At 62.6% G+C, this 22,615-nt stretch carries 22 protein-coding genes; 12 read left to right on the forward strand and 10 right to left on the reverse strand.

Annotated elements, in window-relative coordinates; translation table 11 throughout:
• Positions 1-2 precede the first annotated feature (2 nt).
• Positions 3-1,214 (reverse strand): bifunctional phosphopantothenoylcysteine decarboxylase/phosphopantothenate--cysteine ligase CoaBC, encoded by a 1,212-nt coding sequence (gene coaBC, locus ACMGF5_RS09710; RefSeq protein ID WP_174141075.1) that lies wholly within the window; start codon positions 1,212-1,214, stop codon positions 3-5.
• Between the two features lie 130 nt (positions 1,215-1,344).
• On the opposite strand from coaBC, the gene radC reads away from it, so the two are divergent.
• A complete protein-coding gene (radC, locus tag ACMGF5_RS09715) occupies positions 1,345-2,025 on the forward strand; it encodes a RadC family protein (protein WP_119688048.1) in 681 nt (226 codons plus the stop codon).
• Between the two features lie 70 nt (positions 2,026-2,095).
• On the opposite strand, the gene ACMGF5_RS09720 is transcribed toward radC, so the two are convergent.
• Positions 2,096-3,685 carry an ABC transporter substrate-binding protein gene (locus ACMGF5_RS09720; protein WP_046786875.1) on the reverse strand — a complete coding sequence of 530 codons (1,590 nt, stop codon included), beginning with the start codon at positions 3,683-3,685 and terminating at the stop codon, positions 2,096-2,098.
• Positions 3,686-4,045: 360 nt separating this feature from the next.
• Between ACMGF5_RS09720 and rpmB the strand changes: the two genes are divergently transcribed.
• Together rpmB and rpmG are read left to right on the forward strand one after the other, a co-directional pair.
• A complete protein-coding gene (gene rpmB, locus ACMGF5_RS09725) occupies positions 4,046-4,282 on the forward strand; it encodes a 50S ribosomal protein L28 (RefSeq protein WP_012312138.1) in 237 nt (78 codons plus the stop codon).
• 10 nt (positions 4,283-4,292) lie between these two features.
• Positions 4,293-4,448, forward strand: a complete 156-nt coding sequence (gene rpmG / locus ACMGF5_RS09730) for a 50S ribosomal protein L33 (RefSeq protein ID WP_003253507.1) — start codon at positions 4,293-4,295, stop codon at positions 4,446-4,448.
• Positions 4,449-4,566: 118 nt separating this feature from the next.
• On the opposite strand, the gene ACMGF5_RS09735 is transcribed toward rpmG, so the two are convergent.
• Positions 4,567-4,767, reverse strand: coding sequence for a hypothetical protein (locus ACMGF5_RS09735; RefSeq protein ID WP_115273281.1), 201 nt, complete (start codon positions 4,765-4,767; stop codon positions 4,567-4,569).
• Positions 4,768-4,863: 96 nt separating this feature from the next.
• A complete protein-coding gene (locus tag ACMGF5_RS09740; RefSeq protein ID WP_115273282.1) occupies positions 4,864-5,223 on the reverse strand; it encodes a cupin domain-containing protein in 360 nt (119 codons plus the stop codon).
• Positions 5,224-5,419: 196 nt separating this feature from the next.
• Here ACMGF5_RS09740 and ACMGF5_RS09745 point away from each other — a divergent pair, with 196 nt between their 5' ends.
• The gene (locus ACMGF5_RS09745; RefSeq protein ID WP_046786878.1) at positions 5,420-6,913 is read left to right on the forward strand and encodes an aldehyde dehydrogenase; all 1,494 of its coding nucleotides are present in this window, start codon (positions 5,420-5,422) and stop codon (positions 6,911-6,913) included.
• A gap of 102 nt (positions 6,914-7,015) precedes the next feature.
• A complete protein-coding gene (locus tag ACMGF5_RS09750) occupies positions 7,016-8,155 on the forward strand; it encodes an MFS transporter (RefSeq protein WP_414157751.1) in 1,140 nt (379 codons plus the stop codon).
• 9 nt (positions 8,156-8,164) lie between these two features.
• Here the strand turns inward: ACMGF5_RS09750 and ACMGF5_RS09755 are convergent, their stop codons facing one another.
• The gene (locus tag ACMGF5_RS09755) at positions 8,165-9,715 is read right to left on the reverse strand and encodes a phospholipase D family protein (protein ID WP_115273284.1); all 1,551 of its coding nucleotides are present in this window, start codon (positions 9,713-9,715) and stop codon (positions 8,165-8,167) included.
• Positions 9,716-9,775: 60 nt separating this feature from the next.
• Positions 9,776-11,206, reverse strand: a complete 1,431-nt coding sequence (locus ACMGF5_RS09760) for a PLP-dependent aminotransferase family protein (protein WP_161872405.1) — start codon at positions 11,204-11,206, stop codon at positions 9,776-9,778.
• 178 nt (positions 11,207-11,384) lie between these two features.
• Between ACMGF5_RS09760 and ACMGF5_RS09765 the strand changes: the two genes are divergently transcribed.
• Positions 11,385-11,615 (forward strand): DUF1127 domain-containing protein, encoded by a 231-nt coding sequence (locus ACMGF5_RS09765; protein ID WP_046786882.1) that lies wholly within the window; start codon positions 11,385-11,387, stop codon positions 11,613-11,615.
• A 41-nt stretch (positions 11,616-11,656) separates the two neighbouring features.
• On the opposite strand, the gene ACMGF5_RS09770 is transcribed toward ACMGF5_RS09765, so the two are convergent.
• Positions 11,657-12,949, reverse strand: a complete 1,293-nt coding sequence (locus ACMGF5_RS09770) for an NAD(P)/FAD-dependent oxidoreductase (protein WP_115273286.1) — start codon at positions 12,947-12,949, stop codon at positions 11,657-11,659.
• Positions 12,950-13,081: 132 nt separating this feature from the next.
• Here ACMGF5_RS09770 and ACMGF5_RS09775 point away from each other — a divergent pair, with 132 nt between their 5' ends.
• A complete protein-coding gene (locus tag ACMGF5_RS09775) occupies positions 13,082-13,435 on the forward strand; it encodes a YkgJ family cysteine cluster protein (protein WP_115273287.1) in 354 nt (117 codons plus the stop codon).
• Between the two features lie 2 nt (positions 13,436-13,437).
• Here ACMGF5_RS09775 and dadR read toward each other — a convergent pair whose 3' ends face one another.
• Positions 13,438-13,926, reverse strand: a complete 489-nt coding sequence (dadR, locus tag ACMGF5_RS09780; protein WP_003258963.1) for a transcriptional regulator DadR — start codon at positions 13,924-13,926, stop codon at positions 13,438-13,440.
• A 153-nt stretch (positions 13,927-14,079) separates the two neighbouring features.
• Here dadR and dadA point away from each other — a divergent pair, with 153 nt between their 5' ends.
• From dadA to ACMGF5_RS09805, 5 genes are all read left to right on the forward strand, one after another.
• The gene (gene dadA, locus ACMGF5_RS09785; protein ID WP_046786885.1) at positions 14,080-15,381 is read left to right on the forward strand and encodes a D-amino acid dehydrogenase; all 1,302 of its coding nucleotides are present in this window, start codon (positions 14,080-14,082) and stop codon (positions 15,379-15,381) included.
• Positions 15,382-15,502: 121 nt separating this feature from the next.
• Positions 15,503-16,576: an alanine racemase gene (alr, locus tag ACMGF5_RS09790; protein WP_174141070.1), complete on the forward strand. Its 1,074-nt coding sequence runs from the start codon at positions 15,503-15,505 to the stop codon at positions 16,574-16,576.
• Between the two features lie 110 nt (positions 16,577-16,686).
• On the forward strand, positions 16,687-17,235 hold the full coding sequence (locus ACMGF5_RS09795; protein WP_039603621.1) for a cupin domain-containing protein: 549 nt from the start codon (positions 16,687-16,689) through the stop codon (positions 17,233-17,235).
• Positions 17,236-17,389: 154 nt separating this feature from the next.
• Positions 17,390-17,794 (forward strand): c-type cytochrome, encoded by a 405-nt coding sequence (locus ACMGF5_RS09800; protein ID WP_046787067.1) that lies wholly within the window; start codon positions 17,390-17,392, stop codon positions 17,792-17,794.
• 118 nt (positions 17,795-17,912) lie between these two features.
• Positions 17,913-19,772, forward strand: a complete 1,860-nt coding sequence (locus ACMGF5_RS09805) for an acetyl-CoA hydrolase/transferase C-terminal domain-containing protein (protein WP_414157752.1) — start codon at positions 17,913-17,915, stop codon at positions 19,770-19,772.
• Between the two features lie 114 nt (positions 19,773-19,886).
• Here the strand turns inward: ACMGF5_RS09805 and ACMGF5_RS09810 are convergent, their stop codons facing one another.
• Positions 19,887-20,459, reverse strand: a complete 573-nt coding sequence (locus ACMGF5_RS09810) for a xanthine phosphoribosyltransferase (RefSeq protein WP_012312153.1) — start codon at positions 20,457-20,459, stop codon at positions 19,887-19,889.
• Positions 20,460-20,522: 63 nt separating this feature from the next.
• Positions 20,523-22,532, reverse strand: coding sequence for a DNA helicase Rep (rep, locus tag ACMGF5_RS09815; protein ID WP_012312154.1), 2,010 nt, complete (start codon positions 22,530-22,532; stop codon positions 20,523-20,525).
• Between the last annotated feature and the right edge of the window lie 83 nt (positions 22,533-22,615).

Genomic DNA, 22,615 nt, shown 5'->3' on the forward strand with positions numbered 1-22,615 from the left:
ACTTATTGAACCTGGTTGAGCCGTTCGGCGATGAAGGCGACTAGTTGCCGGGCAATCTTGCCTTTGCTGGTCTGCGCGAAGAGGGTTTGATGCTGCTGGCGGTCGATCACGGTCAGGGCATTTTCCTCGCTGTTGAAGCCGATGCTGGGGTTGGCCACATCATTGGCGACGATCAGGTCGAGGTTCTTGTCCTTGAGCTTGCGCGTGGCGTAATCGAGCAAATGTTCGGTCTCGGCGGCGAAGCCGACGCTGAACGGGCGGTCGGTGCGGCCAGCGATGGTGGCAAGGATATCGGGATTGCGCACCATCTGCAGCAGCATGCCGTCGGCGGTCGTAGGATCTTTCTTGAGCTTCTGTGTGGCAACGACCTCCGGGCGGTAGTCCGCGACCGCTGCCGAGGCGATGAACAGGTCGCACGGCATGGCCGCCTCGCAGGCTGCGAGCATGTCCCGCGCGCTGACCACGTCGATCCGGTTGACCCGGTCAGGGGTCTGCAGGTGCACAGGGCCGGTGACGAGGGTCACCCGGGCACCCGCTTCTGCGGCCGCCTCGGCCAGCGCGAAGCCCATCTTCCCGGAGCTATGATTGGTGATGTAACGCACCGGGTCGATGTTTTCCTGGGTTGGCCCGGCGGTGATCAGCACATGTTTGCCGGTGAGCGCCTGGCGCTTGAAGCTCTCGGCGGCGCACCAGGCCAGGTCGGTGGCTTCGAGCATGCGGCCAAGGCCCACGTCGCCGCAGGCCTGGCTGCCGGAAGCCGGCCCGAACACCTGGATGCCACGGGTCTTGAGCAGGTCGAGGTTGGCCTGGGTCGCCGGGTCGCGCCACATGGCCTGGTTCATGGCCGGGGCCACTGCCACGGTGGCGTCGGTGGCCAGTACCAGGGTAGTCAGCAAGTCGTCGGCCATGCCTTGGGCCATGCGGGCCATGAGGTCGGCGGTGGCGGGGGCGATCAGCACCAGGTCGGCCCATTTGGCCAGTTCGATGTGGCCCATGGCCGCTTCGGCGGCAGGGTCGAGCAGATCCATGTGTACCGGGTGGCCGGACAGCGCCTGCAGGGTCAGCGGGGTGATGAATTCAGCACCACCACGGGTCATGACGACGCGCACTTGCGCGCCGTGCTCCAGGAGTCGGCGAATCAGCTCGGCGCTCTTGTAGGCGGCAATGCCGCCCCCGACGCCGAGAACGATGCGCTTGCGATACAGCCGCTGCATAGGCTTGCCTTTTTCCAGAGAGAGCGGGCAGCGACGAACAGGATTGCCTGCGGCAGAACGTCGCATGTACGAGGCGAAATAGATTAACACAGGGCCTAAACGTGTCGCAGCAGGGCGCAAAGGAGATGCAATGAAGATAAGCGAGTGGCCAGCCGAGGAGCGGCCCAGGGAGAAGTTGATGCAGCGCGGGGTGGGCAGCCTTTCGGATGCCGAATTGCTGGCCGTGTTTCTCGGCTCTGGCGTGCGGGGCCACAACGTCGTGGAGCTGGCGCGGGGGTTGCTCGTCAAGTTCGGCGGCTTGCGCCAGTTGCTTGAAGCTGACAGGGACGCATTCGTGGGGGCGCTCGGGCTTGGGCCGGTGCGGTATGGCCAATTGCAGGCGCTGCTGGAGATCGGGCGGCGCAACCTTGCCACATCGATCGAGCGCGACTGCGCTCTGGAGAGCCCTTTTGCGGTGCGCAGATACCTGAAAGCCATGCTGCGTCATGAGCCTAGCGAAGTTTTTGGCTGCCTGTTTCTGGATAGCAAACACCGGCCGTTGGCTTTCGAAATCCTGTTCAGAGGGACGATCGACCGGGCCAGCATCTACCCGCGGGAAGTGGTGCGCCGTGCGTTGATGCACAACGCTGCGGCGTTGATCCTTTGCCACAACCATCCTTCGGGCAATAGTGAGCCGAGCCAGGACGACGTGCACATGACGCTTGCATTGAAGCAGGGGTTGGCGCTGATCGATGTGCGGGTGCTCGATCACATCATCGTGGGTGATGGGGAGCCGCTGTCGATGGTGGAGCAGGGGTGGATTGTCGCTTAGTGGCTGCCTGTTTGCAGGCTCGACCAATCGCCGGCAAGCCGGCATTTGGTCGAGCCTGCAAAGCCAGGGTTCAGCGCTTCACCGAAACCTTGCTGAAATCCAGCCGCCCGAACGGGCTTGCCTGGTAACCCTCGACGCCCTCGCGCAACAGCGCTGCCGCCGTCGGGTGCGCCAGCGGTACCCACAGCGCCTGCTGCTGGATCAGCGTCTGCGCCTGCTGGTACAACCGGCTGCGTACGCTCTGGTCGTTGGTGGTACGCCCTGCACTGATCAACTGGTCCAGCCGGCTGTCGCAGAACCGCGCGAAGTTGGTCCCCGACTTTACCGCCGCACAGGAAAACTGCGGGCTGAGGAAGTTGTCCGGGTCGCCGTTGTCGCCGGCCCAGCCCATGAACAGCAGGTCATGCTCGCCAGCCTTGGCCCGACGGATCAGCTCACCCCATTCGATCACGCGGATTTCGGCCTTGATGCCGATCTTGGCCAGGTCTGCCTGGAGCATCTGCGCGCCCAGGCTTGGGTTGGGGTTGAGCAGGCTGCCTGACGGGCGGGTCCAGATCGTGGTGCTGAACCCATCTGCGTAACCGGCCTTGCTCAGCAGCGCCTTGGCTCGCTTGAGATCCAGCGGGTAGCCGGGCAGGTCCTTGGCATAGCTCCAGGTGTTGGGCGGGTAGGGGCCGTTGGCGGCGGTGGCGGTGCCTTCGAAAACGGCCTTGAGGTAGGCCTGCTTGTCGAAGGCCAGGTTGATCGCCTGGCGCACTTCGGGTTTGTCCAGCGGCGGGTGCTCGCTGTTGATGGCAACGAAAGCGGTCATGAAGGCCGGTGTCGTGACGACCTTGAGGTTACCGTCCTTGCCTGCTTCGGCAACGTCCAGGGGCTTGGGTGACAGGGCCACCTGGCATTCACCACGCTTGAGCTTCTGCAGGCGTACGTTGGCATCGGTAGTGATGGCGAAGATCAGCGGATCGACCGCAGGCTTGCCATCAAAGTAGTCCGGGTTGGCGCGGTAGCGCACCACGGCGTCCTTCTGGTAGCGCTGGAAGACGAACGGGCCGGTGCCGATCGGCTGGCTATTGAGCTTCTCCGGGGTGCCTGCCTTGAGCAGTTTGTCGGCGTACTCGGCGGAGTAGATCGAAGCAAAGCCCATGCTCAAGGTGGCCAGGAAGGTCGCATCGGGGTGGGTCAGGGTGAAGCGTACGCTGTTCGGCTCCGGCGCCTCGATCGACTTGATCAGGCTGCCCAGTTGCAGTGATTGGGCGTGCGGGTAGCCACCCGGTGCGGTCTTGTGCCAGGCGTGGGCGGGGTAGAGCATGCGCTGGAAGCTGAATAGCACATCGTCGGCATCGAGGGCGCGGGTTGGCTTGAAATAAGGCGTGGAGTGGAATTTGACCCCTTCACGCAGCTTGAAGTCGTACACCAGGCCGTCAGCCGACACTGTCCAGCTTTGCGCCAGGCTGGGGACGACCTTGCCTTGGCCTGCGTCGAACTCGACCAGGCGGTTCATCAGTACGTCGGCCGAGGCGTTGGTGGTGGTCAGCGAGTTGTACTGGACCACGTCGAAGCCCTCGGGGCTGGCTTCGCTGCAGACGCTCAGTGGCGCGGCCTGGGCGATGCCGGCAGCAAGCAGGGAGGTGAGCATTAAGGAAAGGGCGGCGGCACGCATCGTGACTCCTTGGCTGTCAGTGGCCCATCTGCCAGTGCAGTCTGGAAACGTCCTACCCTAGTGTGCGCATCAGGAAATGACCACCCTCTTTTTCTACCGGCTGGCGACGAGTGGTCGACAGTTCGCCGGGCTAGCCGCTATGCTGCTCGCGCACGATTTGTCTCCGACAGATGCTCATCAGCAGTTGTTGCAATGCAGTCTTTCTGGTATAAAGCAGCGCTCTTTTCTAGGGGCTCGGCCTGTCGCATCAGCGGATCCGGTCGGTAAGACCTCCAGAATCACGGCGCCTGGCGCCAAAGACTGAGAGATTAAGCGGCCAACCCATGCCGGGTTGGGCATGTGGTTTTAGAGGGCTGAGTCATGTCGAGAGTCTGTCAAGTTACTGGTAAGGGTCCAGTAACCGGGAACAACATTTCCCACGCAAACAACAAAACCCGTCGTCGTTTCCTGCCGAACCTGCAGCACCACCGTTTCTGGGTTGAATCCGAGAACCGTTTCGTGCGTCTGCGCGTATCTGCCAAAGGCATGCGCGTCATTGACAAGCGTGGTATCGACGTAGTGCTGGCCGAGCTGCGTGCTCGCGGCGAAAAGTTCTAAGGAGAACGTCATGCGTGAATTGATCCGTCTGGTTTCGAGTGCTGGCACTGGCCACTTCTACACCACCGACAAGAACAAGCGCACCACCCCGGACAAAATCGAGATCAAGAAATACGATCCCGTTGTTCGCAAGCACGTGGTGTACAAGGAAGCCAAGATCAAGTAATTGATCGGCGACCTGAAAAAACCCGCATCCGAAAGGACGCGGGTTTTTTTTTACGTGGATGCCAACAAGAAAGGGGCTCCGTCTGGAGCCCCTTTCTTGTAGCGATCAGCAGTGGGTATCAGCTGATGTGCAGGCCGTCGATGGTACCGCCAGCGTCGACACGGATCATCACCCTGTCGGAGCGTATGTCCTTGCTGGTGATGTCGTGTGGGCCGGCGGCGGTCGTCAGGCCGGTCAGCTCGAGGATGTAAGGCTTGACGCTTTCTACATACTGCGAGCCAATCACGTGACGAGCGGCGCCGAGGATGTCGGTAGTCATGATGATTCTCCTTGGATTGTCCTGAATTGGACGCTGCAAGGATCACGCTCTTGGCTTGCCGGGCTGTGGTAATTAATCACCACGCCGGCGTCGCACTCATTTCTGCTCGAACATCACATAAATCTTGCGGCACGGCTCCAGCACTTCCCAGGTGCCCTTGAAGCCGGCCGGAATGACAAACCGATCACCGGCACGCAGGGTCTTGGCGCCGCCATCCGGGTCGCGCAGTACCGAAACGCCCTGCACGATCTCGCAGTATTCATGCTCGGTGTAGTTCACTGTCCACTGCCCGACCTCACCTTCCCAGACACCTGCGGCGAACTGTCCGCACGGGGTGGAATAATGGTTGTAGACAGCCTGGTCCGGCTCGCCCTTGAGGATTTTTTCTGCCGCGGGACGGTAGCGTTCAGCCTCGGTGAGGACTTGGGCGAAGTCGATGATGCTGGCGATGTTCATGGTGCAGCTCCTATTTTTGTTTAATAAAATGCACATCAGTAGGCTTTTAGGCCTTATGTGTCAAATATATTGATAGTTTGCACTGGCTGGTTTAGGGTATCGCTTGCCAGTGTGCGCTTGTCGCCCGGCCAGAATTCTGACAACGCCTGTGAGTCCTCAGTGCGGCGTTGCACCTAAACAAGAGGAGGAGTTTCGTATGACCACCCTGACTCGTGCAGACTGGGAGCAACGTGCCCAGCAACTGAAGATCGAAGGACGTGCCTTCATCAACGGCGAATACACCGACGCCGCATCCGGTGAAACCTTCGACTGCCTGAGCCCGGTCGACGGACGCTTCCTGGCCAAGGTTGCCAGCTGCGACCTGGCCGATGCCAATCGCGCTGTGGAAAACGCCCGCGCAACGTTCGATTCCGGCGTCTGGTCGCAGCTGGCCCCGGCCAAACGCAAGGCCAAGCTGATCCGCTTCGCCGACCTGCTGCGCAAGAACGTCGAAGAGCTGGCGCTGCTGGAAACTCTGGACATGGGCAAGCCGATCGGCGACTCCTCCAGCATCGACGTGCCGGGCGCGGCCAATGCCATCCACTGGACCGCCGAAGCCATCGACAAGGTCTACGACGAAGTCGCGCCGACCCCTAGTGATCAGCTGGGTCTGGTTACCCGCGAAGCAGTTGGCGTGGTCGGTGCCATCGTACCGTGGAACTTCCCGCTGCTGATGGCCTGCTGGAAGATCGCACCAGCCCTGGCCACCGGTAACTCGCTGGTACTCAAGCCATCCGAGAAGTCGCCGCTGACCGCCATCCGCATTGCCCAGCTGGCCATCGAAGCCGGTATCCCGGCCGGTGTGCTGAACGTGCTGCCAGGCTACGGCCACACCGTCGGCAAGGCCCTGGCCCTGCACATGGATGTAGACACCCTGGTGTTCACCGGCTCGACCAAGATCGCCAAGCAGTTGATGGTGTATGCGGGCGAGTCGAACATGAAGCGTATCTGGCTGGAAGCCGGTGGCAAGAGCCCGAACATCGTCTTTGCCGACGCTCCGGACCTGCAAGCCGCCGCCGAAGCTGCTGCCAGCGCCATCGCTTTCAACCAGGGCGAAGTTTGCACCGCAGGTTCGCGCCTGCTGGTCGAGCGTTCGATCAAGGACAAGTTCCTGCCCATGGTGGTCGAAGCGCTCAAGGGCTGGAAGCCAGGTAACCCGCTCGATCCGCAGACCACCGTCGGTGCGCTGGTCGACACCCAGCAGATGAATACCGTGCTGTCGTACATCGACGCCGGCCACAAGGACGGCGCCAAGTTGCTGGCCGGTGGCAAGCGCACCCTGGAAGAGACTGGCGGCACCTACGTCGAGCCGACCATCTTCGACGGCGTGACCAACGCCATGAAGATCGCCCAGGAAGAAATCTTCGGCCCCGTGCTGTCGGTCATCGCCTTCGATACTGCCGAAGAAGCCATCGCCATTGCCAACGACACGCCGTATGGCCTGGCCGCTGGCATCTGGACGTCGGATATTTCCAAGGCCCACAAGACTGCCCGTGCCGTGCGCGCCGGCAGCGTCTGGGTCAACCAGTACGATGGCGGCGACATGACCGCGCCGTTCGGTGGTTTCAAACAGTCGGGCAACGGCCGTGACAAGTCGCTGCATGCACTGGAGAAGTACACCGAGCTGAAAGCGACCTGGATCAAGCTGTAAATCCAGGGGGGCTGCGCTACAGCCCCAACGACAGCCGGGCCGGTTCACACCGTCCCGGCTGTGTCGTTTCTGCCATTCAAGAATTCTGCCTGGGAGGCTGCTATGCGCTGGGGAACCTACTTTGCCGTGCTGGCATCGGTGCTGAGCGTCGGGCTCGCGCTCGGCGTGAGCATGCCGCTGGTGTCCCTGCGCCTGGAGGCCTGGGGCTACGGCAGCTTCGCCATCGGCGTGATGGCTGCCATGCCGGCGCTGGGTGTGCTGCTCGGTGCAAGCTTGGCCAGCCGCCTGGCCGGCTGGGTCGGCGTGCCTTCGGCTATGCGCCTGTGCCTGTGGGGCGGGGCATTGTCGATTGGCCTGCTGGCGGTGCTGCCCAGCTACCCGCTGTGGCTGGCGCTGCGCTTGCTGATCGGCATGTCGCTGACCGTGGTGTTCATCCTTGGCGAGAGCTGGATCAACCAGTTGGTGGTCGAGCAGTGGCGTGGGCGCCTGGTGGCGCTGTATGGCAGCAGCTATGCGTTGAGCCAGCTGGCCGGGCCGCTGGTGCTGGGTTTTCTCGGCTCCGACGATGACTTTGGCTTCTGGGCTGCGACCGGCCTGCTGCTGCTATCGCCCTTGCTGCTGTTGGGTCGTGGCGGCGCGCCGAGTACCGAGGCCTGCAGCGTTACCTTCAGCGACCTGTTCGCCTTCTGTCGCCGGCTGCCGGTGATCGCCTGGGCCATCGCGCTGTTCGCTGCCTTCGAGGCGATGATCCTCACCCTGTTGCCGGTGTATTGCTTGCAGCAGGGCTTCACCACCGAGCTGGCGCTGTTCATGGTCAGTACCGTGGTGGTTGGCGACGCGGTGCTGCAGTTGCCGATTGGCGCCTTGGCCGACCACATGTCGCGGCGCGCACTGTTCACCGGTTGTGCCGTGACCTTGCTGTGTTCCAGCCTGGCGATTCCGTTGCTTGTACACACGCCGGCGATCTGGCCATTGTGGGTGCTGTTCGGGGCCAGTGCCGGTGGCCTGTTCACGTTGTCGCTGATACTGATCGGCGAGCGTTATCGGGATGATGCACTTGTGCGGGCCAATGCCCATGTGGCGCAGCTGTGGGGTATCGGCTGCCTGCTTGGGCCGTTGCTGGCCGGTGCGGGTAGCCAGTGGCTCAGTGGCCATGCCTTGCCGCTGCTGATGGCAGTTGGGGCGGCCGGGTTGGTGGTGTTGACCCGGCGGCGCGGTGCCTTCGAGCCTGCTGCCGCCTGAGGCCCTGCGCTACAGCATTTTCTCCAGCCCGACGGCCTTGCTGATCCACGCATTGAACCGCCGCCAGAGCCCGCCGGGCTCTGCCGTCAGGGTGTGCAGTTGGCCGTTGTCCTCGGTCACCCAGGCCAGCTTGTCATTCTCTAGCCTGACCTGATAACTCAGCGCAGGCGCCATGCCCTGAACGGCCAGCTCGCGGGTGTATTCGGCCAGCTCCGGGCTGTCCACCAGCACCCCGACCTCGGTATTCCACAACACCGAACGCGGGTCGAAATTGAACGAGCCGATGAAAGTCTTTCGCCGGTCGAACACGATCGCCTTGCTGTGCAGGCTGGAATCCGAACCGCCGTGGAAATTCAGGCGCCCGGCACTGGGGTCACCCGGCTGGCGGCGCAACTCGAACAGCTGCACGCCGTGTTCGAGCAGCGCCCGGCGGTAGGGCGCATACCCGCCATGCACGGCCGGTACATCGGTGGCCTCCAGCGAGTTGGTCAACAGCTTGACCGACGTTCCGGCGTCCGCACGGCCGGTCAGGTACAGCAGCCCGGGTTCGCCAGGGACGAAATAGGCCGAAACCAGGATCAACTCGTGGTGCACGTTTGCCAGGTCAGGGGCCAACTGCTGGCTCATCAGCAGGTGCGGGTCTGGCTCATCGTCTGCCAGCACCTTGCTCGGTGCATCCCACAAGGCCTGGCTGTGGGCCCAGATCAGCTCATTGCGCCAAACATCCAGCCGAGGCTCCGACTGATAGGCCATCAGGCGGTCATACAGCGCCTTGCGCTGCACCCGCGCCTCGGCCAGCGACACCTCCAGGCGGTGGCGGCTGGCGCGCAGGTCGGCGGCATCCGGCAGTTGCCAGAGGAAGTCAGTCACGGGCCGGCTCAGGGCACTGTTCCAGTACTGGTCGAAGCTGTGCCCGAGCTGTTCGGCCACCGGGCCCACGCCGAGCATGTCGATGTCAGTGAAATTCAGGTTGGGCTCAGCATCGAAATACTCATCGCCTAGGTTGCGCCCGCCGACGATGGCCATGCTGTTGTCCACCAGGAACAGCTTGTTGTGCATGCGCCGGTGCTGGCGGGACAGGTTGAACAGGCGGCCCACCGCGCGCGTCACCCCCGTGCTGCGGCCCAGATGCAGTGGGTTGAATACGCGGATCTGGATGTTCGGATGGGCGTCGAGGGTGCCCATGATGGTGTCCAGGCCGTCGCTGGTGGTGTCGTCCAGCAGGATGCGCACGCGTACGCCTCGGTCGGCGGCGCGCAGCAGTTCATGGACCAGGGCCCGGGTGCTCAGGCCGTCGTGGACGATGTAGTACTGCAAGTCGATGCTGGCCTGCGCGTTGCGGATCAGCTCAGCGCGGGCACGGAAGGCCTCGTTGCTGTTGGGCAGCAGACGGAAACCGGACCGTCCTTCATAGGGTGCGGCCTGGCGCAGCACCGAGCGGCCGAAGGCTGAATCTTTGGCCGGCAGTGCCTGGCTGGTCTCGCGGGGTGTACCGACGCTGGCGCAGCCTGCAAGGCCGAGCAGCACCAGCAGCAGGGGCAGAGCTCGCTGGAGTCTCAAGTGTGGATCGTCCTGTGCGGCAAAGGCTTGAGAGGTTGGACCGTATAGGGCGGCGCAAAGTTACCCGTCGGTGTTACTTTGATCCAGTAGACGAAGGGCGGTTTCTCCCACTTTGCGCACCGCGTCCTCGATCTGCGGTGTTGGCCGCGCGGCGAAATTCATCCGCAGGCAGTGGCGGAACTTGCCTGAGGCCGAAAAGATGCTGCCCACGGCAACCTGCACGCCCTGTTCCAGTAAAGCGCGGTTCAGCCGCAACGTGTCGAAATGCTCTGGCAGCTCCACCCACAGCATGAAGCCACCCTGAGGCCGGCTGACGCGCGTGCCAGGCGGGAAGTAACGGTTTACCCAGTCGCTCATCAGGTCGCGGCCGCGCTGGTACTGGCTGCGCATGCGCCGCACATGGGGGTGGTAGTGGCCGCTGGCGATGAAATCGGCAATCGCCAGCTGCGGCTGGGTGGCCGTGCTGCCGGTGCTGATGTACTTCATGTGCAGCACCCGCTCCAGATAGCGCCCTGGCGCCACCCAGCCAATGCGCAGGCCCGGGGCTAGCGTCTTGGAAAACGAACTGCACAGCAGCACGCGACCGTCGTCGTCGAACGACTTGAGAGTGCGCGGGCGGGGGTAGGTGTAGGCCAGGTCGCCATACACATCGTCTTCGAGGATGGCGACGTCATAGCGCTGGGCCAGGTTCAGCAGGGCCTTCTTGCGTGCCTCGGGCATGATGTAGCCAAGCGGGTTATTACAGCTTGGCGTGATCTGGATGAGCTTGATCGGCCACTGCTCAAGCGCCAGTTCCAGGGCTTCCAGGCTGATGCCGGTGATCGGGTCGGTGGGGATCTCCAACGCCTTCATGCCCAGGCCTTTGAGTGTTTGCATGGCGCCGTGAAAGCTCGGCGAATCGACCGCGACAATGTCGCCCGGCTCGCACACCGCGCGGATGCTGCACGACAACGCTTCGTGGCAGCCGGTCGTCACCACCAGGTCCGCCGGGCCCAGGCGGCAGCCAGAGTCCAGCACCAGGCGGGCAACCTGCTCACGCAGAGCGAGGTTGCCATGGATGTTGTCGTAATACAGCCCCGGCATGTCCTGGCGCCGGCTGAGCTGGGCGAGGCTGCGCAACAAGGGCTTGAGGCTCGGGCTGTCGATGTCGGGCATGCCGCGGCCGAGCTGTATGACGTCTTGACGAGGTGTGCTGCGCACCAGCTCCAATACCTGTTCCCACTGCGAAATGTCCACGGGTCGCTGGGCAGGGCGGCTGACGGCGGGCAGTGCGGCGAGGTGGCGATGGTCGTTGACGAAGTAGCCGGACTTGGGGCGTGGCGACACCATGCCGTTGTCTTCCAGCAGGCGGTAGGCCTGCTGCACCGTACTCAGGCTGACCCCATGTTCCACGCTCAGGGCGCGCACCGATGGCAGGCGCTGGCCGGGGCGGTACAGGCCTTGCTCGATACGGGTGCCGAGCAGCTCGGCGAGGTTCAGGTAGAGCGTCACGGCATACTCCTGTGCTCGATTGCAAGCACGACCAGTACAGTTGCGTAGAAAATACAGCATTCAGCCGCAGATCCGCCAATTCTGTATGGGAATAATAAGCCTGTATTGAATCTGTATTGCCGGTGCTGGCAGCGCGCATGCTTTCTCCACAGTAACCACTGAATGGGAGAACGCAGCGATGGGTGGCATGAGCGATGTGCGCTTGCAACTGTTGGCCAGGGAACTGGAAGCCGGGCAGCAGGCCAAGGTGTTCAACGCCCCGCAAGGGATGGGGCGTTGGGGCCTGATGCTGCATCGCTGGCACACCCGCAGGGCGTTGCTGCAGTTGACCGATGAGCAGTTGCGCGATGTTGGGCTGAGCTGGGAGCAGGCCTTGACCGAGGGGCGTAAACCCTTTTGGAAAGACTGATCAACATGACACTGCGCGGTCCATGCAGGACCGTTCAGGTCTCAAGTCAGCTCTTTGAGCCTGTGCCACAACATCCCCAACGCCAGCAGCGGCGAGCGCAGGTGTTTGCCGCCAGGGAAGGTGATGTGTGGCACCTTGGCGAACAGGTCGAAGCGCCCGCTTTGCTGGCCGCTGATGGCTTCACCCAGCAGGCGCGCTGCCAGGTGAGTGGCGTTGAGCCCATGGCCAGAGTAGGCCTGGGCGTAATAAACATTCGGCTGGCTGGCCAGGCGGCCGACCTGTGGCAGGCGGTTGGCGCCGATGCCGATCATCCCACCCCACTGGTAATCGATGCGCACATCGGCCAGTTGCGGGAACACCTTGAGCATCTTCGGCCGCATGTAGGCGGCAATGTCCTGTGGGTCGCGCCCGGAGTAATGGCAGGCACCGCCGAACAGCAGACGGTGGTCGGCGGACAGGCGATAGTAGTCCAGCGCCACGCGCTGGTCGCACACCGCCATGTTCTGCGGCAGCAATTGGCGCGCGCGTTCCTCACCCAGCGGTTCGGTGGCGATGATGTAGCTGCCGGCTGGCAGCACTTTGCCGCCCAATTCGCGGTTGAGGCCGTTGTGATAGGCGTTGCAGCACAGCACCAGGGTTTTGGCGCGCACCCGGCCTTGGGCGGTGTGCACCTTCACCTCAGGGCCGTACTCGATGCGGCTGACCTCCGATTGCTCGTATAGCTGCACACCAAGGCGGCTGGCCACGGCCGCTTCGCCAAGCGCCAGGTTGAGCGGGTGCAGGTGCCCTGAGCCCATGTCGATCAGGCCGCCGACATAACGGTCGGAGCCGACCACGCTGTGGATATCGTCTTTATGCACCAGGCGCAGTTCGTGCCGGTAGCCCAGGCTGCGCAGTTCATCGGCGTCTTCGGCGAAGCCTTGCAGCTCGCCGGGCTTGTTGGCCAGGTCGCAGTAACCCCAGGTCAGGTCGCAGGCGATGGCGTGGCGCTCGACCCGTTCACGGACGATGTCCACGGCTTCCAGGCCCATCAGCTTCATGCTGCGTACGCCTTCTTCACCGATCACCGCATGGAACTGCTCCAGGCCGTGGCCGACGCCCCGGATAAGCTGGCCGCCATTGCGCCCGCTGGCCCCCCAGCCGAGCTTGCGCGCTTCCAGCAGGATCACCGACAGGCCGCGTTCGGCCAGCTCGATGGCGGTGTTCAGGCCCGAATAGCCGCCGCCAACGATGCACACGTCGGCGCTGTGCTCGCCTTGCAGGAACGGGTGATCGGGGTGTGGCGCGCTGCTGGCGGCGTAGTAGGAGGCGGCGTGCTGCGCGCTGTGGATCATTGGCGGGTCCTGGGTATCGAGACAGAAGTGGGAGGATAAGCCGGGCTTTCGGGGTCGGGCAACCGGCCTCATTCGCGGCAGGCCGACGATGAGGCCTATAATTCAGTCTCAATCTTCAATGTATTCCTCGCCATGTCCTGCAACCGCCACAAGATCCAGTTCCTGCGTGAACTCATCCCTTCCTTCGAATGCGAGCCCGGTTGCCACGACTGTTGTGGCCCGGTTACCACGTCAGCCGAAGAGATGGCCCGCCTGCCGCGCAAGTCGCAGGCTGAGCAGGATGCGGCGCTGCAGCGCCTGGACTGTGTGCACCTGGGGCCCAATGGCTGCACCGTGTATGAAGAAAGGCCGATGATCTGCCGCCTGTTCGGCACTACCCCGCGCATGGCCTGCCCACGCGGCCGTGGCCCGCAACAGATGATCGAGCCGCAAGCCGAGCAGCTCGTCCACCGGCTCATCGCCACCACCCGGCAGGTGCTGGTTTAGCGTCAGTCCGGGATCGGCAGGCAGAGGCTTTCCTTCACCTCCTCCATCACGATGTAGCTCTTGGACTCGCGCACGTGCGGCAGCTTGAGCAGGATGTCGCCCAGCAGCTTGCGGTACGAGGCCATCTCTGAAATGCGTGCCTTCACCAGGTAATCGAAATCGCCCGACACCAAGTGGCATTCCAGCACGTGTGGCAGCTTGAGTACCGCGCGGCGGAACTCCTCGAACGTGTCGCCCGACTTGTAGTCCAGGCTGATTTCCACGAACACCAGCAGGCTGCCCTTCAGGTGCTGAGGGTTGAGCCGGGCGTTGTAGCCCATGATGATGCCCTCACGCTCCAGGCGGCGCACGCGCTCGGTGCAAGGGGTGGTGGAAAGCCCAACTTTCTCGCCCAGTTCGGTGAAGGAAATGCGCCCGTCATTCTGCAGGATCCGCAGGATGTTGCGGTCGATCTTGTCCAGTTCACGTTTGCTCTGGTGCTGGGTTCTCATAGGGGATGCCCCTCCGTGAAAGGCGATTTTGCCGAGAATTCTCGCCAAATATAGGCTTTTATATAGTGAATTGCACTGGGCTGTAATTTTTATACTGCGCGCATCCATGCCATATCAACAAAAATGCGGTGCGCCGCGTGCGAGGGATCAACGATGCGAGTTCTGGTACTTGGTAGCGGTGTAATCGGAACCGCCAGTGCCTATTACCTGGCCCGGCAAGGTTTTGAAGTGACTGTGGTCGATCGCCAACCGGCGGTGGCGATGGAAACCAGCTTCGCCAACGCAGGCCAGATCTCGCCCGGCTACGCCTCGCCCTGGGCTGCTCCAGGCGTGCCGCTCAAAGCCATCAAGTGGCTGCTGGAGCGCCACGCGCCATTGGCCATCAAGCTGACCGGCGACGTTGACCAGTACCTGTGGATGGCACAGATGCTGCGCAACTGCACCGCCAGCCGCTATGCAGTGAACAAGGAGCGCATGGTGCGCCTGTCCGAGTACAGCCGCGATTGCCTCGACGAACTGCGCGCCGAAACCGGTATCGCTTACGAAAGCCGCACTTTGGGCACTACCCAGCTGTTCCGCACCCAGGCTCAGGTTGATGCTGCTGCCAAGGATATCGCTGTGCTCGAGCAGTCGGGCGTGCCCTACGAGCTGCTGGACCGTGATGGCATTGCCCGCGTCGAACCGGCCCTGGCTGGGGTCAAGGACATTCTTGCCGGCGCCCTGCGCCTGCCCAACGACCAGACCGGCGACTGCCAGCTGTTCACCACCAAGCTTGCAGAAATGGCCCTCAAGCTGGGTGTCGAATTCCGCTTTGGCCAGGACATCCAGCGCCTGGACTTCGCCGGTGACCGAATCAATGGCGTATGGGTCGACGGCAAGCTGGAAACCGCCGATCGCTACGTGCTGGCGCTGGGCAGCTACTCGCCGCAGATGCTCAAACCGCTGGGCATCAAGGCGCCGGTGTACCCGCTCAAGGGTTATTCGCTGACCGTGCCGATCACCAACGCCGACATGGCGCCGACCTCGACCATTCTCGATGAGACCTACAAGGTTGCCATCACCCGTTTCGACAACCGTATCCGTGTCGGTGGCATGGCTGAGATCGCCGGTTTTGACTTGTCGCTTAACCCGCGCCGGCGCGAAACACTGGAGATGATCGTCAACGACCTTTATCCTCGCGGCGGTGACCTGAGCCAGGCCAGTTTCTGGACCGGTCTGCGCCCGGCGACCCCGGATGGAACCCCGATTGTGGGTGGCACCGCATTCCGTAACCTGTTCCTCAACACCGGCCACGGTACCCTGGGTTGGACCATGGCCTGTGGTTCCGGGCGCCTGCTGGCTGACCTGATTGCGCGCAAAAAGCCGCAAATCAGCGCTGAAGGGCTGGATATTTCACGGTATGGCAAAACCCGGGAAGTCGCCAAGCAAGGCCATACGGCGCCCGTGCATCAGTAATCGGCCTGCTATACCGGCCTCATCGCTGGTACGGCGGCTCCTACACTGACCCTGTGGGAACCGGCTTGCCGGCGATGAATCCAACACTGTTTTCAACCTGAACCACCATAAGGCTGCCGCCATGCGTCCCGCCCGTGCCCTGATCGACCTCCAAGCCCTGCGCCACAACTACCGCCTTGCCCGTGAACTGACCGGCGCCAAGGCCCTCGCCGTGATCAAGGCCGACGCCTACGGCCACGGCGCCGTGCGTTGCGCCCTTGCGCTGGAAGCCGAAGCCGATGGCTTTGCCGTTGCGTGTATCGAAGAGGCGCTGGAGTTGCGAGCGGCGGGTATCAAGGCTCCGATGCTGCTGCTTGAAGGCTTCTTCGAAGCCAGCGAGCTTTCGCTGATCGCCGAGCACGACCTGTGGTGCGTAGTGCATTCGCTGTGGCAGCTGGAGGCCATCGAAAAGACGCCCGTGCACAAGCCATTGACCCTCTGGCTCAAGCTCGACAGCGGCATGCACCGTGTCGGCCTGCACCCCAAGGACTATCACGAGGCTTACCAGCGCCTGCTGGCCAGCGGCAAGGTTGCGCGCATCGTGCTGATGAGCCATTTCGCCCGTGCCGACGAACTGGATGCCGACGCCACTGCGCAACAGATTGCCGTGTTCGAGGCCGCCCGGCAGGGTTTGGCTGCCGAATGCAGCCTGCGCAACTCGCCCGGCGTGCTGGCCTGGCCGCATGCCCCCAGCGACTGGGTGCGCCCTGGCATCATGCTGTATGGCGCAACACCGTTCGAGGTGGCGCAAGCCCAGGCCGAGCGCCTGCAGCCGGTAATGACCCTGCAATCGCGGGTGATCAGCGTGCGAGAGTTGCCTGCTGGCGAGCCGGTGGGCTATGGCGCCAAGTTCATCAGCCAACGCCCCACCCGGGTGGGCGTGGTTGCCATGGGCTACGCCGATGGCTACCCCCGCCAGGCGCCGACCGGTACGCCGGTGATGGTCGCCGGCAAGCGTTGCCAGCTGATTGGCCGCGTTTCCATGGACATGCTGTGCATCGACCTGACCGACGTGCCCGAAGCGACCATCGGCAGCCCGGTCGAGCTGTGGGGCAAGCACGTGTTGGCCAGTGAAGTCGCCATGCACGCAGGGACCATCCCCTATCAGATCTTCTGCAACCTCAAACGCGTGCCGCTGGACTATTTCGGCGAATGACACGCTGAAGCGGACAGCCTGAGGGGCGGTGTGTTGTAAATACTGAACGGCATTGCCATGATATCGTTCACATTCACCCCGCCATCTCACCGTTTCAGGAGGCTCCAGCTTTGGACGTCGGCGAACGACTGCAAGCCATCCGCAAGCTCAAGGGCCTGTCCCAGCGTGAACTCGCCAAGCGTGCGGGCGTGACCAACAGCACCATCTCGATGATCGAGAAGAACAGTGTGAGCCCCTCGATCAGCTCGCTGCGCAAGGTGCTAAGCGGTATTCCCATGTCCATGGTCGAGTTTTTCTCCGTGGAACTGGAAGCTGAAAGCCACGCCCAGATTGTCTACAAGGCCCACGAACTGATCGACATTTCCGACGGTGCGGTGACCATGAAGCTGGTGGGCAAGTCGCATCCCAACCGTGCCATTGCCTTCCTGACCGAGGTCTACCCGCCGGGTGCCGACACCGGAGCCGAGATGCTCACCCACGATGGCGAAGAAACCGGCATCCTCCTTGAAGGCCGGCTGGAACTGGTGGTGGGCACCGAGACCTTCATCCTCGAAGAAGGTGACAGCTACTACTTCGAGAGCACCCGCCCGCACCGTTTTCGCAACCCTTTCGATGAGCCGGCGCGGCTGATCAGTGCTGCAACGCCCTCGAACTTTTGATCCAGCGCAGTGCATTGATTCGGCAATACCCCTTTCCTGAGTAGGGTCGTTTCACGGCTTCCGGGTTCCCGCTATACTTTTCAACGCTCGCATTACCGTGGCCGCGGGCGTGATTAGCCACCATGAGGGTGTTCGCGTGAACCAAATCAAGAAGATGCTGGCCGTACCAGCAGCCGTATTCGCCCTTTGGGCAATGAGCGCAACCGCTGCGACCAATGATGACATTGCCAAACGCCTTGAGCCGGTTGGCCAAGTGTGCGTCCAGGGCCAGGAATGCAAGGGCATGGAGGTGGCCGCTTCGGCTGGCGGTGGCGGTGCCAAGACACCGGATGAAATCATCGCCAAGCATTGCAATGCCTGCCATGGCAGCGGCCTGCTCGGCGCGCCGAAAATTGGCGACACCGCCGCCTGGAAAGAGCGCGCCGATCACCAGGGCGGCCTTGACGGCATCCTGGCCAAGGCCATCACCGGGATCAACGCCATGCCCCCCAAGGGCACCTGCGCCGATTGTTCGGATGAAGACCTCAAAGCGGCCATCCAGAAGATGTCCGGGCTTTGAGCCTGGGTTGAGTTGCCAATAGCCCGCCTTGCATGGCGGGCTTTGTCTTTGCGCAGGCAACGAACCCGCGCCGGTTCATGTCCAACCCCTGAACCCACGGAAGATTCAGGAGGCCACGATGCACCTATGCTCCATCGACCAGGCAGTCGAGCAGGTCTTGTCGCGCTTGCCCGCGCATATCCACATGGGCCTGCCGCTGGGTCTTGGCAAACCCAATGCCTTCGTCAATGCGTTGTACGCCCGGGTGCGTGACCTGCCAGAGCGCCGGCTGACGATCTACACGGCCTTGTCGCTTGGCCGCCCACCTTTGGGCGACGGCTTGCAACGGCGCTTGCTCGAGCCCTTCATCGAACGTGTGTTCGCCGATTACCAGGAGCTCACCTATCTCGCCGACCTGCGCAACGACCAGTTGCCGCCGAACATCCGCGTCGAGCAGTTCTTCATGCAGCCCGGCGGCCTGCTGCACAGTGATTGCGCGCAGCAAGACTACGTCAGTAGCAACTACAGCCACGCAGCCCGCGATATCAACGCCAAGGGCCTCAACCTGATTGCGCAACTGGTAGCCGCCACGCCGGAAAAGCCGGTGCACTTGAGCCTGGCCTGCAACCCCGACATCACCCTCGACCTGCTGCCGATGATCGCCAAGCGCCGCGAGGCCGGTGAAACCATCCTCATGCTCGGGCAGGTGCATGCCGAACTGCCCTACATGCCTGGTGATTCGGAGTTGGGCATGGAAGCGTTCGACCTGCTGATCGATCAGGTGGAGCAACGTCGGCTGTTCTCCACACCGAACATGCCGGTTACCACCCAGGACCATTGCATCGGCCTGCACGCCAGTACCCTGGTGCGCGATGGCGGCACCCTGCAGATCGGCATCGGCGCCATGGGTGATGCCGTGGCAGCTGCGTTGCTGGCGCGCCAAGGCGACAATTCTGGTTACCGAGCACTGATGGGCGAGCTGGATGTAGGGCCGTGGCAAACCCTGATCGAGCGGGAAGGGGGGCTCGATGCTTTCGGCCAAGGCCTCTACGGTTGTAGTGAGATGTTCGTCAACGGCCTGCTGGCTCTCGCCGAAGCCGGGGTGGTGCGGCGCCCTGCTGACGAGCAAGGCGTACTGGTTCACGGCGGCTTCTTCCTCGGCCCGCAGGCGTTCTATCAACGCTTGCGGGAGATGCCGTTGGAGCAGCGCGCTCAGTTTGCCATGACGCGCATCAGCTTCATCAACGAGCTGTATGGCCAGGAAGAACTGAAGCGCCGCCAGCGGCGTGATGCCCGCTTCATAAACACAGTGTTCACCATGACCCTGCTCGGCGCGGGGGTAGCCGACCAGCTGGAGGATGGCCGCGTGCTCAGCGGCGTGGGCGGGCAATACAACTTCGTCGCACAGGGACACGCGCTGGAGGGCGGGCGATCCATCCTGTTGCTGCGCAGTTGGCGCGAGGCCGGCGGCGAGGTCAGCTCAAACCTGCTCTGGGCCTACGGCCATTGCACCATCCCCCGGCACTTGCGCGACATCGTCGTGACCGAGTACGGCATCGCCGATTTGCGTGGGCAGACTGACAGCGAAGTGATCGCACGGCTGCTGGCGATCAGTGATTCGAGGTTCCAGGGCGATCTGATCGAGCAGGCCAAGAAAGCCGGCAAGCTCGCAAAAGACTTTCAGCTGGATGCGCGGTTTACCGACAACACGCCTGAGCGACTTGAGCAAATCAGGGCACGGCATGCGCGGCTGTTCCCGGAGTATCCGTTGGGGACTGATTTCACGGCCGAGGAACGGGACTTGTTGCGGGCTTTGAACTGGCTCAAAAGCAAGTTCAGGTTGAGCGAGGTGCTGGAGCTGGGCAAGGCAGCGCTGGATGCGCCGGGGCCGGAGGGGTATGCGGCGCAGTTGGCGCGCATGCAGCTGGATGAGCCACGAGGGCTCAAAGACGAGCTGTATCAGCGGTTGCTATTGGCAGGATTGGCGGCGACGCGGTGATTGCCGGGGCTGCTTTGCAGCCCATCGCGACACAAGGCCGCTCCTACAGAAGCTCGGTGGTCCTGTAGGGGCGGCCTTGCGTCGCGATGGGCCGCATAGCGGCGCCAATGGCTGTCACTCGATGAAGCTGACCACGCCACCTTCCAGCGACTTCACCCGGGCCAGCGATTCAACGCGGTAACCCTGGCCGTCCAGCTCGGCACGGCCGCCCTGGAACGACTTCTCGATGACGATACCCAGGCCGGCCACGGTGGCACCGGCCTGCTTGATGATCGAGATCAGCGCCTGCGAGGCTTTGCCGTTGGCCAGGAAGTCATCGATCACCAGCACGCGATCGCTGCTGTTGAGATGGCGCGGCGAGATCGCCACGGTGTTCTCGGTCTGCTTGGTGAAGGAATACACCGAGGCAGTCAGCAGGTTTTCGGTCAGGGTCAGGGACTGATGCTTGCGCGCGAAGATCACCGGAACGCCCAGCTTCAGGCCAGTCATCACCGCCGGCGCAATACCCGAGGCTTCGATGGTGACGATCTTGGTCACACCGGCATCGGCGTAAAGGCGGGCGAACTCGTCACCGATCAGCTGCATCAGCGCAGGGTCGATCTGGTGGTTGAGAAACGCATCGACTTTGAGAACCTGATCGGAAAGCACGATGCCTTCGTCGCGAATCTTCTGCTGCAGTGCTTCCACTGTGTATCTCCGATGTAGCAAAGGTGGCCGCAAAGAGCGGCAGAGTTAAAGAGTAATGGTTGATCAGCGTTTGAGCATTGCCCGGATATCGGCCAGTGCGTTGTTGCCACGCGCGGCTTTGACTTCCACTGGCGCATCGTCCAGGCCTTCCCAGGCCAGGTCGTCCGGGGGCAGTTCGTCGAGGAACCGGCTGGGCGTGCAGTCGATGATTTCGCCGTACTGCTTGCGTTTGGCAGCGAAGGTGAAGGCCAGGGTCTGGCGGGCGCGGGTAATGCCCACGTAGGCCAGGCGGCGTTCCTCTTCGATGGTGTCGGCTTCGATGCTCGAGCGGTGGGGGAGGATTTCCTCCTCCATGCCCATGATGAATACGTAAGGGAATTCCAGGCCTTTGGACGCATGCAGGGTCATCATCTGCACGCCCTCGGCGTTTTCTTCCTCTTCCTGCTGGCGCTCGAGCATGTCGCGCAGCACCAGCTTGCCGATGGCGTCCTCGATGGTCATGTCACCCTCTTCGTCCTTCTCGAGGGTGTTCTTCAGCGCTTCGACCAAGAACCAGACGTTGCTGATGCGGAATTCCGCAGCCTTGTCGCTCGCCGTTTGCTGGCGGATCCAGTTTTCGTAGTCGATGTCGCGGATCATCTCGTGCAGCGCGGCGATCGGATCTTCCAGGGCGACTTTGTGGCGCACGCCGTCGAGCCAATGCTTGAAACGCTGCAGACGCTCGGTATAACGCGCGTCCAGGTGCTCGCCCAGGCCCAGTTCCTCGCTGGCGGCATACATCGAGACGCCCCGTTCGGTGGCGTAGTTGCCAAGCTTTTCCAGGGTGGTCGAGCCGATCTCGCGGCGCGGTACGTTGATCACCCGCAGGTAGGCGTTGTCGTCATCCGGGTTGACCAGCAAGCGCAGGTAGGCCATCAGGTCCTTGACCTCCTGACGGCCGAAGAAGCTGTTGCCGCCCGACAGGCGATACGGCACCTGGTGATGCTGCAGTTTCAGCTCGATCAGCTTGGCCTGGTAGTTGCCGCGGTAGAGGATGGCGAAGTCGCTGTAAGGGCGGTTGGTGCGCAGGTGCAGGGTGAGGATTTCCATGGCCACACGCTCGGCCTCGGCTTCCTCGTTCTTGCAGCGGATCACACGGATCTCGTCGCCCACGCCCATCTCGCTCCATAGCTGCTTCTCGAACGCATGCGGATTGTTGGCGATCAGCACGTTGGCGCAGCGCAGGATGCGGCTGGTGGAGCGGTAGTTCTGTTCGAGCATGACGATTTTCAGGGAAGGGTAATCTTCCTTGAGCAGCATCAGGTTCTCGGGGCGCGCACCACGCCAGGCGTAGATCGACTGGTCATCGTCACCCACTACTGTGAATTGGTTGCGCATGCCGATCAGCATTTTCACCAGCAGGTACTGGCTGGCGTTGGTGTCCTGGTATTCGTCCACCAGCAGGTAGCGCACGCGGTTCTGCCAGCGCTCCAGCACTTCTGGGTGCTCCTGGAACAGCTTGACCGGCTGCAGGATCAGGTCGTCGAAGTCCACCGCGTTGAACGCCTTGAGCGTGCGCTGGTAGTGGGTATAGACAATGGCAGCGGTCTGCTCGCGCGGGTTGCGCGCTTTTTCCAGGGCTTCGGCGGGCAGGATCAGGTCGTTCTTCCAGGCACCGATCATGTTCTTGATCTCGTCGATGCCATCGTCGCCGGAATATTCTTTCTGCATGATGTCCGACAGCAGCGCCTTGATGTCGGATTCGTCGAAGATCGAAAAGCCCGGCTTGTAGCCCAGCTTGTCGTGCTCCTTGCGGATGATGTTCAGGCCCAGGTTGTGGAAGGTACATACCGTCAGGCCCCGGCCTTCCCCCGGGCGCAGCAGGGTGGCGACCCGTTCCTTCATCTCGCGCGCGGCCTTGTTGGTGAAGGTCATCGCGACGATGTACTGGGCACGGATGCCGCAGTTCTGGATCAGGTGGGCAATCTTGCGCGTAATCACGCTGGTCTTGCCGGAGCCTGCACCGGCGAGCACCAAAAGAGGGCCGCCGACGTAGTCACGGGCTTCCTGTTGCCTGGGATTGAGTCGGGACATGCTAGAAACCGGGGGTCGCCAGAAAATAGCCGCGCATTCTAACAGGCATGGGGCCATTGTGGCGCGACCGTCTGACGTCTGAG

It is taken from the genome of Pseudomonas sp. BNK-15 (assembly GCF_047456105.1).
GTDB classification, from domain to species: Bacteria; Pseudomonadota; Gammaproteobacteria; order Pseudomonadales; family Pseudomonadaceae; genus Aquipseudomonas; species Aquipseudomonas putida_E.

Coding starts and splice junctions, on each gene's coding strand:
- coaBC (WP_174141075.1), bottom strand. CDS start 1,214: ATGCAGCGGCTGTATCGCAAGCGCATCGTTCTCGGCGTCGGGGGCGGC.
- radC (WP_119688048.1), top strand. CDS start 1,345: ATGAAGATAAGCGAGTGGCCAGCCGAGGAGCGGCCCAGGGAGAAGTTG.
- ACMGF5_RS09720 (WP_046786875.1), bottom strand. CDS start 3,685: ATGCGTGCCGCCGCCCTTTCCTTAATGCTCACCTCCCTGCTTGCTGCC.
- rpmB (WP_012312138.1), top strand. CDS start 4,046: ATGTCGAGAGTCTGTCAAGTTACTGGTAAGGGTCCAGTAACCGGGAAC.
- rpmG (WP_003253507.1), top strand. CDS start 4,293: ATGCGTGAATTGATCCGTCTGGTTTCGAGTGCTGGCACTGGCCACTTC.
- ACMGF5_RS09735 (WP_115273281.1), bottom strand. CDS start 4,767: ATGACTACCGACATCCTCGGCGCCGCTCGTCACGTGATTGGCTCGCAG.
- ACMGF5_RS09740 (WP_115273282.1), bottom strand. CDS start 5,223: ATGAACATCGCCAGCATCATCGACTTCGCCCAAGTCCTCACCGAGGCT.
- ACMGF5_RS09745 (WP_046786878.1), top strand. CDS start 5,420: ATGACCACCCTGACTCGTGCAGACTGGGAGCAACGTGCCCAGCAACTG.
- ACMGF5_RS09750 (WP_414157751.1), top strand. CDS start 7,016: ATGCGCTGGGGAACCTACTTTGCCGTGCTGGCATCGGTGCTGAGCGTC.
- ACMGF5_RS09765 (WP_046786882.1), top strand. CDS start 11,385: ATGGGTGGCATGAGCGATGTGCGCTTGCAACTGTTGGCCAGGGAACTG.
- ACMGF5_RS09770 (WP_115273286.1), bottom strand. CDS start 12,949: ATGATCCACAGCGCGCAGCACGCCGCCTCCTACTACGCCGCCAGCAGC.
- ACMGF5_RS09775 (WP_115273287.1), top strand. CDS start 13,082: ATGTCCTGCAACCGCCACAAGATCCAGTTCCTGCGTGAACTCATCCCT.
- dadR (WP_003258963.1), bottom strand. CDS start 13,926: ATGAGAACCCAGCACCAGAGCAAACGTGAACTGGACAAGATCGACCGC.
- dadA (WP_046786885.1), top strand. CDS start 14,080: ATGCGAGTTCTGGTACTTGGTAGCGGTGTAATCGGAACCGCCAGTGCC.
- alr (WP_174141070.1), top strand. CDS start 15,503: ATGCGTCCCGCCCGTGCCCTGATCGACCTCCAAGCCCTGCGCCACAAC.
- ACMGF5_RS09800 (WP_046787067.1), top strand. CDS start 17,390: ATGCTGGCCGTACCAGCAGCCGTATTCGCCCTTTGGGCAATGAGCGCA.
- ACMGF5_RS09805 (WP_414157752.1), top strand. CDS start 17,913: ATGCACCTATGCTCCATCGACCAGGCAGTCGAGCAGGTCTTGTCGCGC.
- rep (WP_012312154.1), bottom strand. CDS start 22,532: ATGTCCCGACTCAATCCCAGGCAACAGGAAGCCCGTGACTACGTCGGC.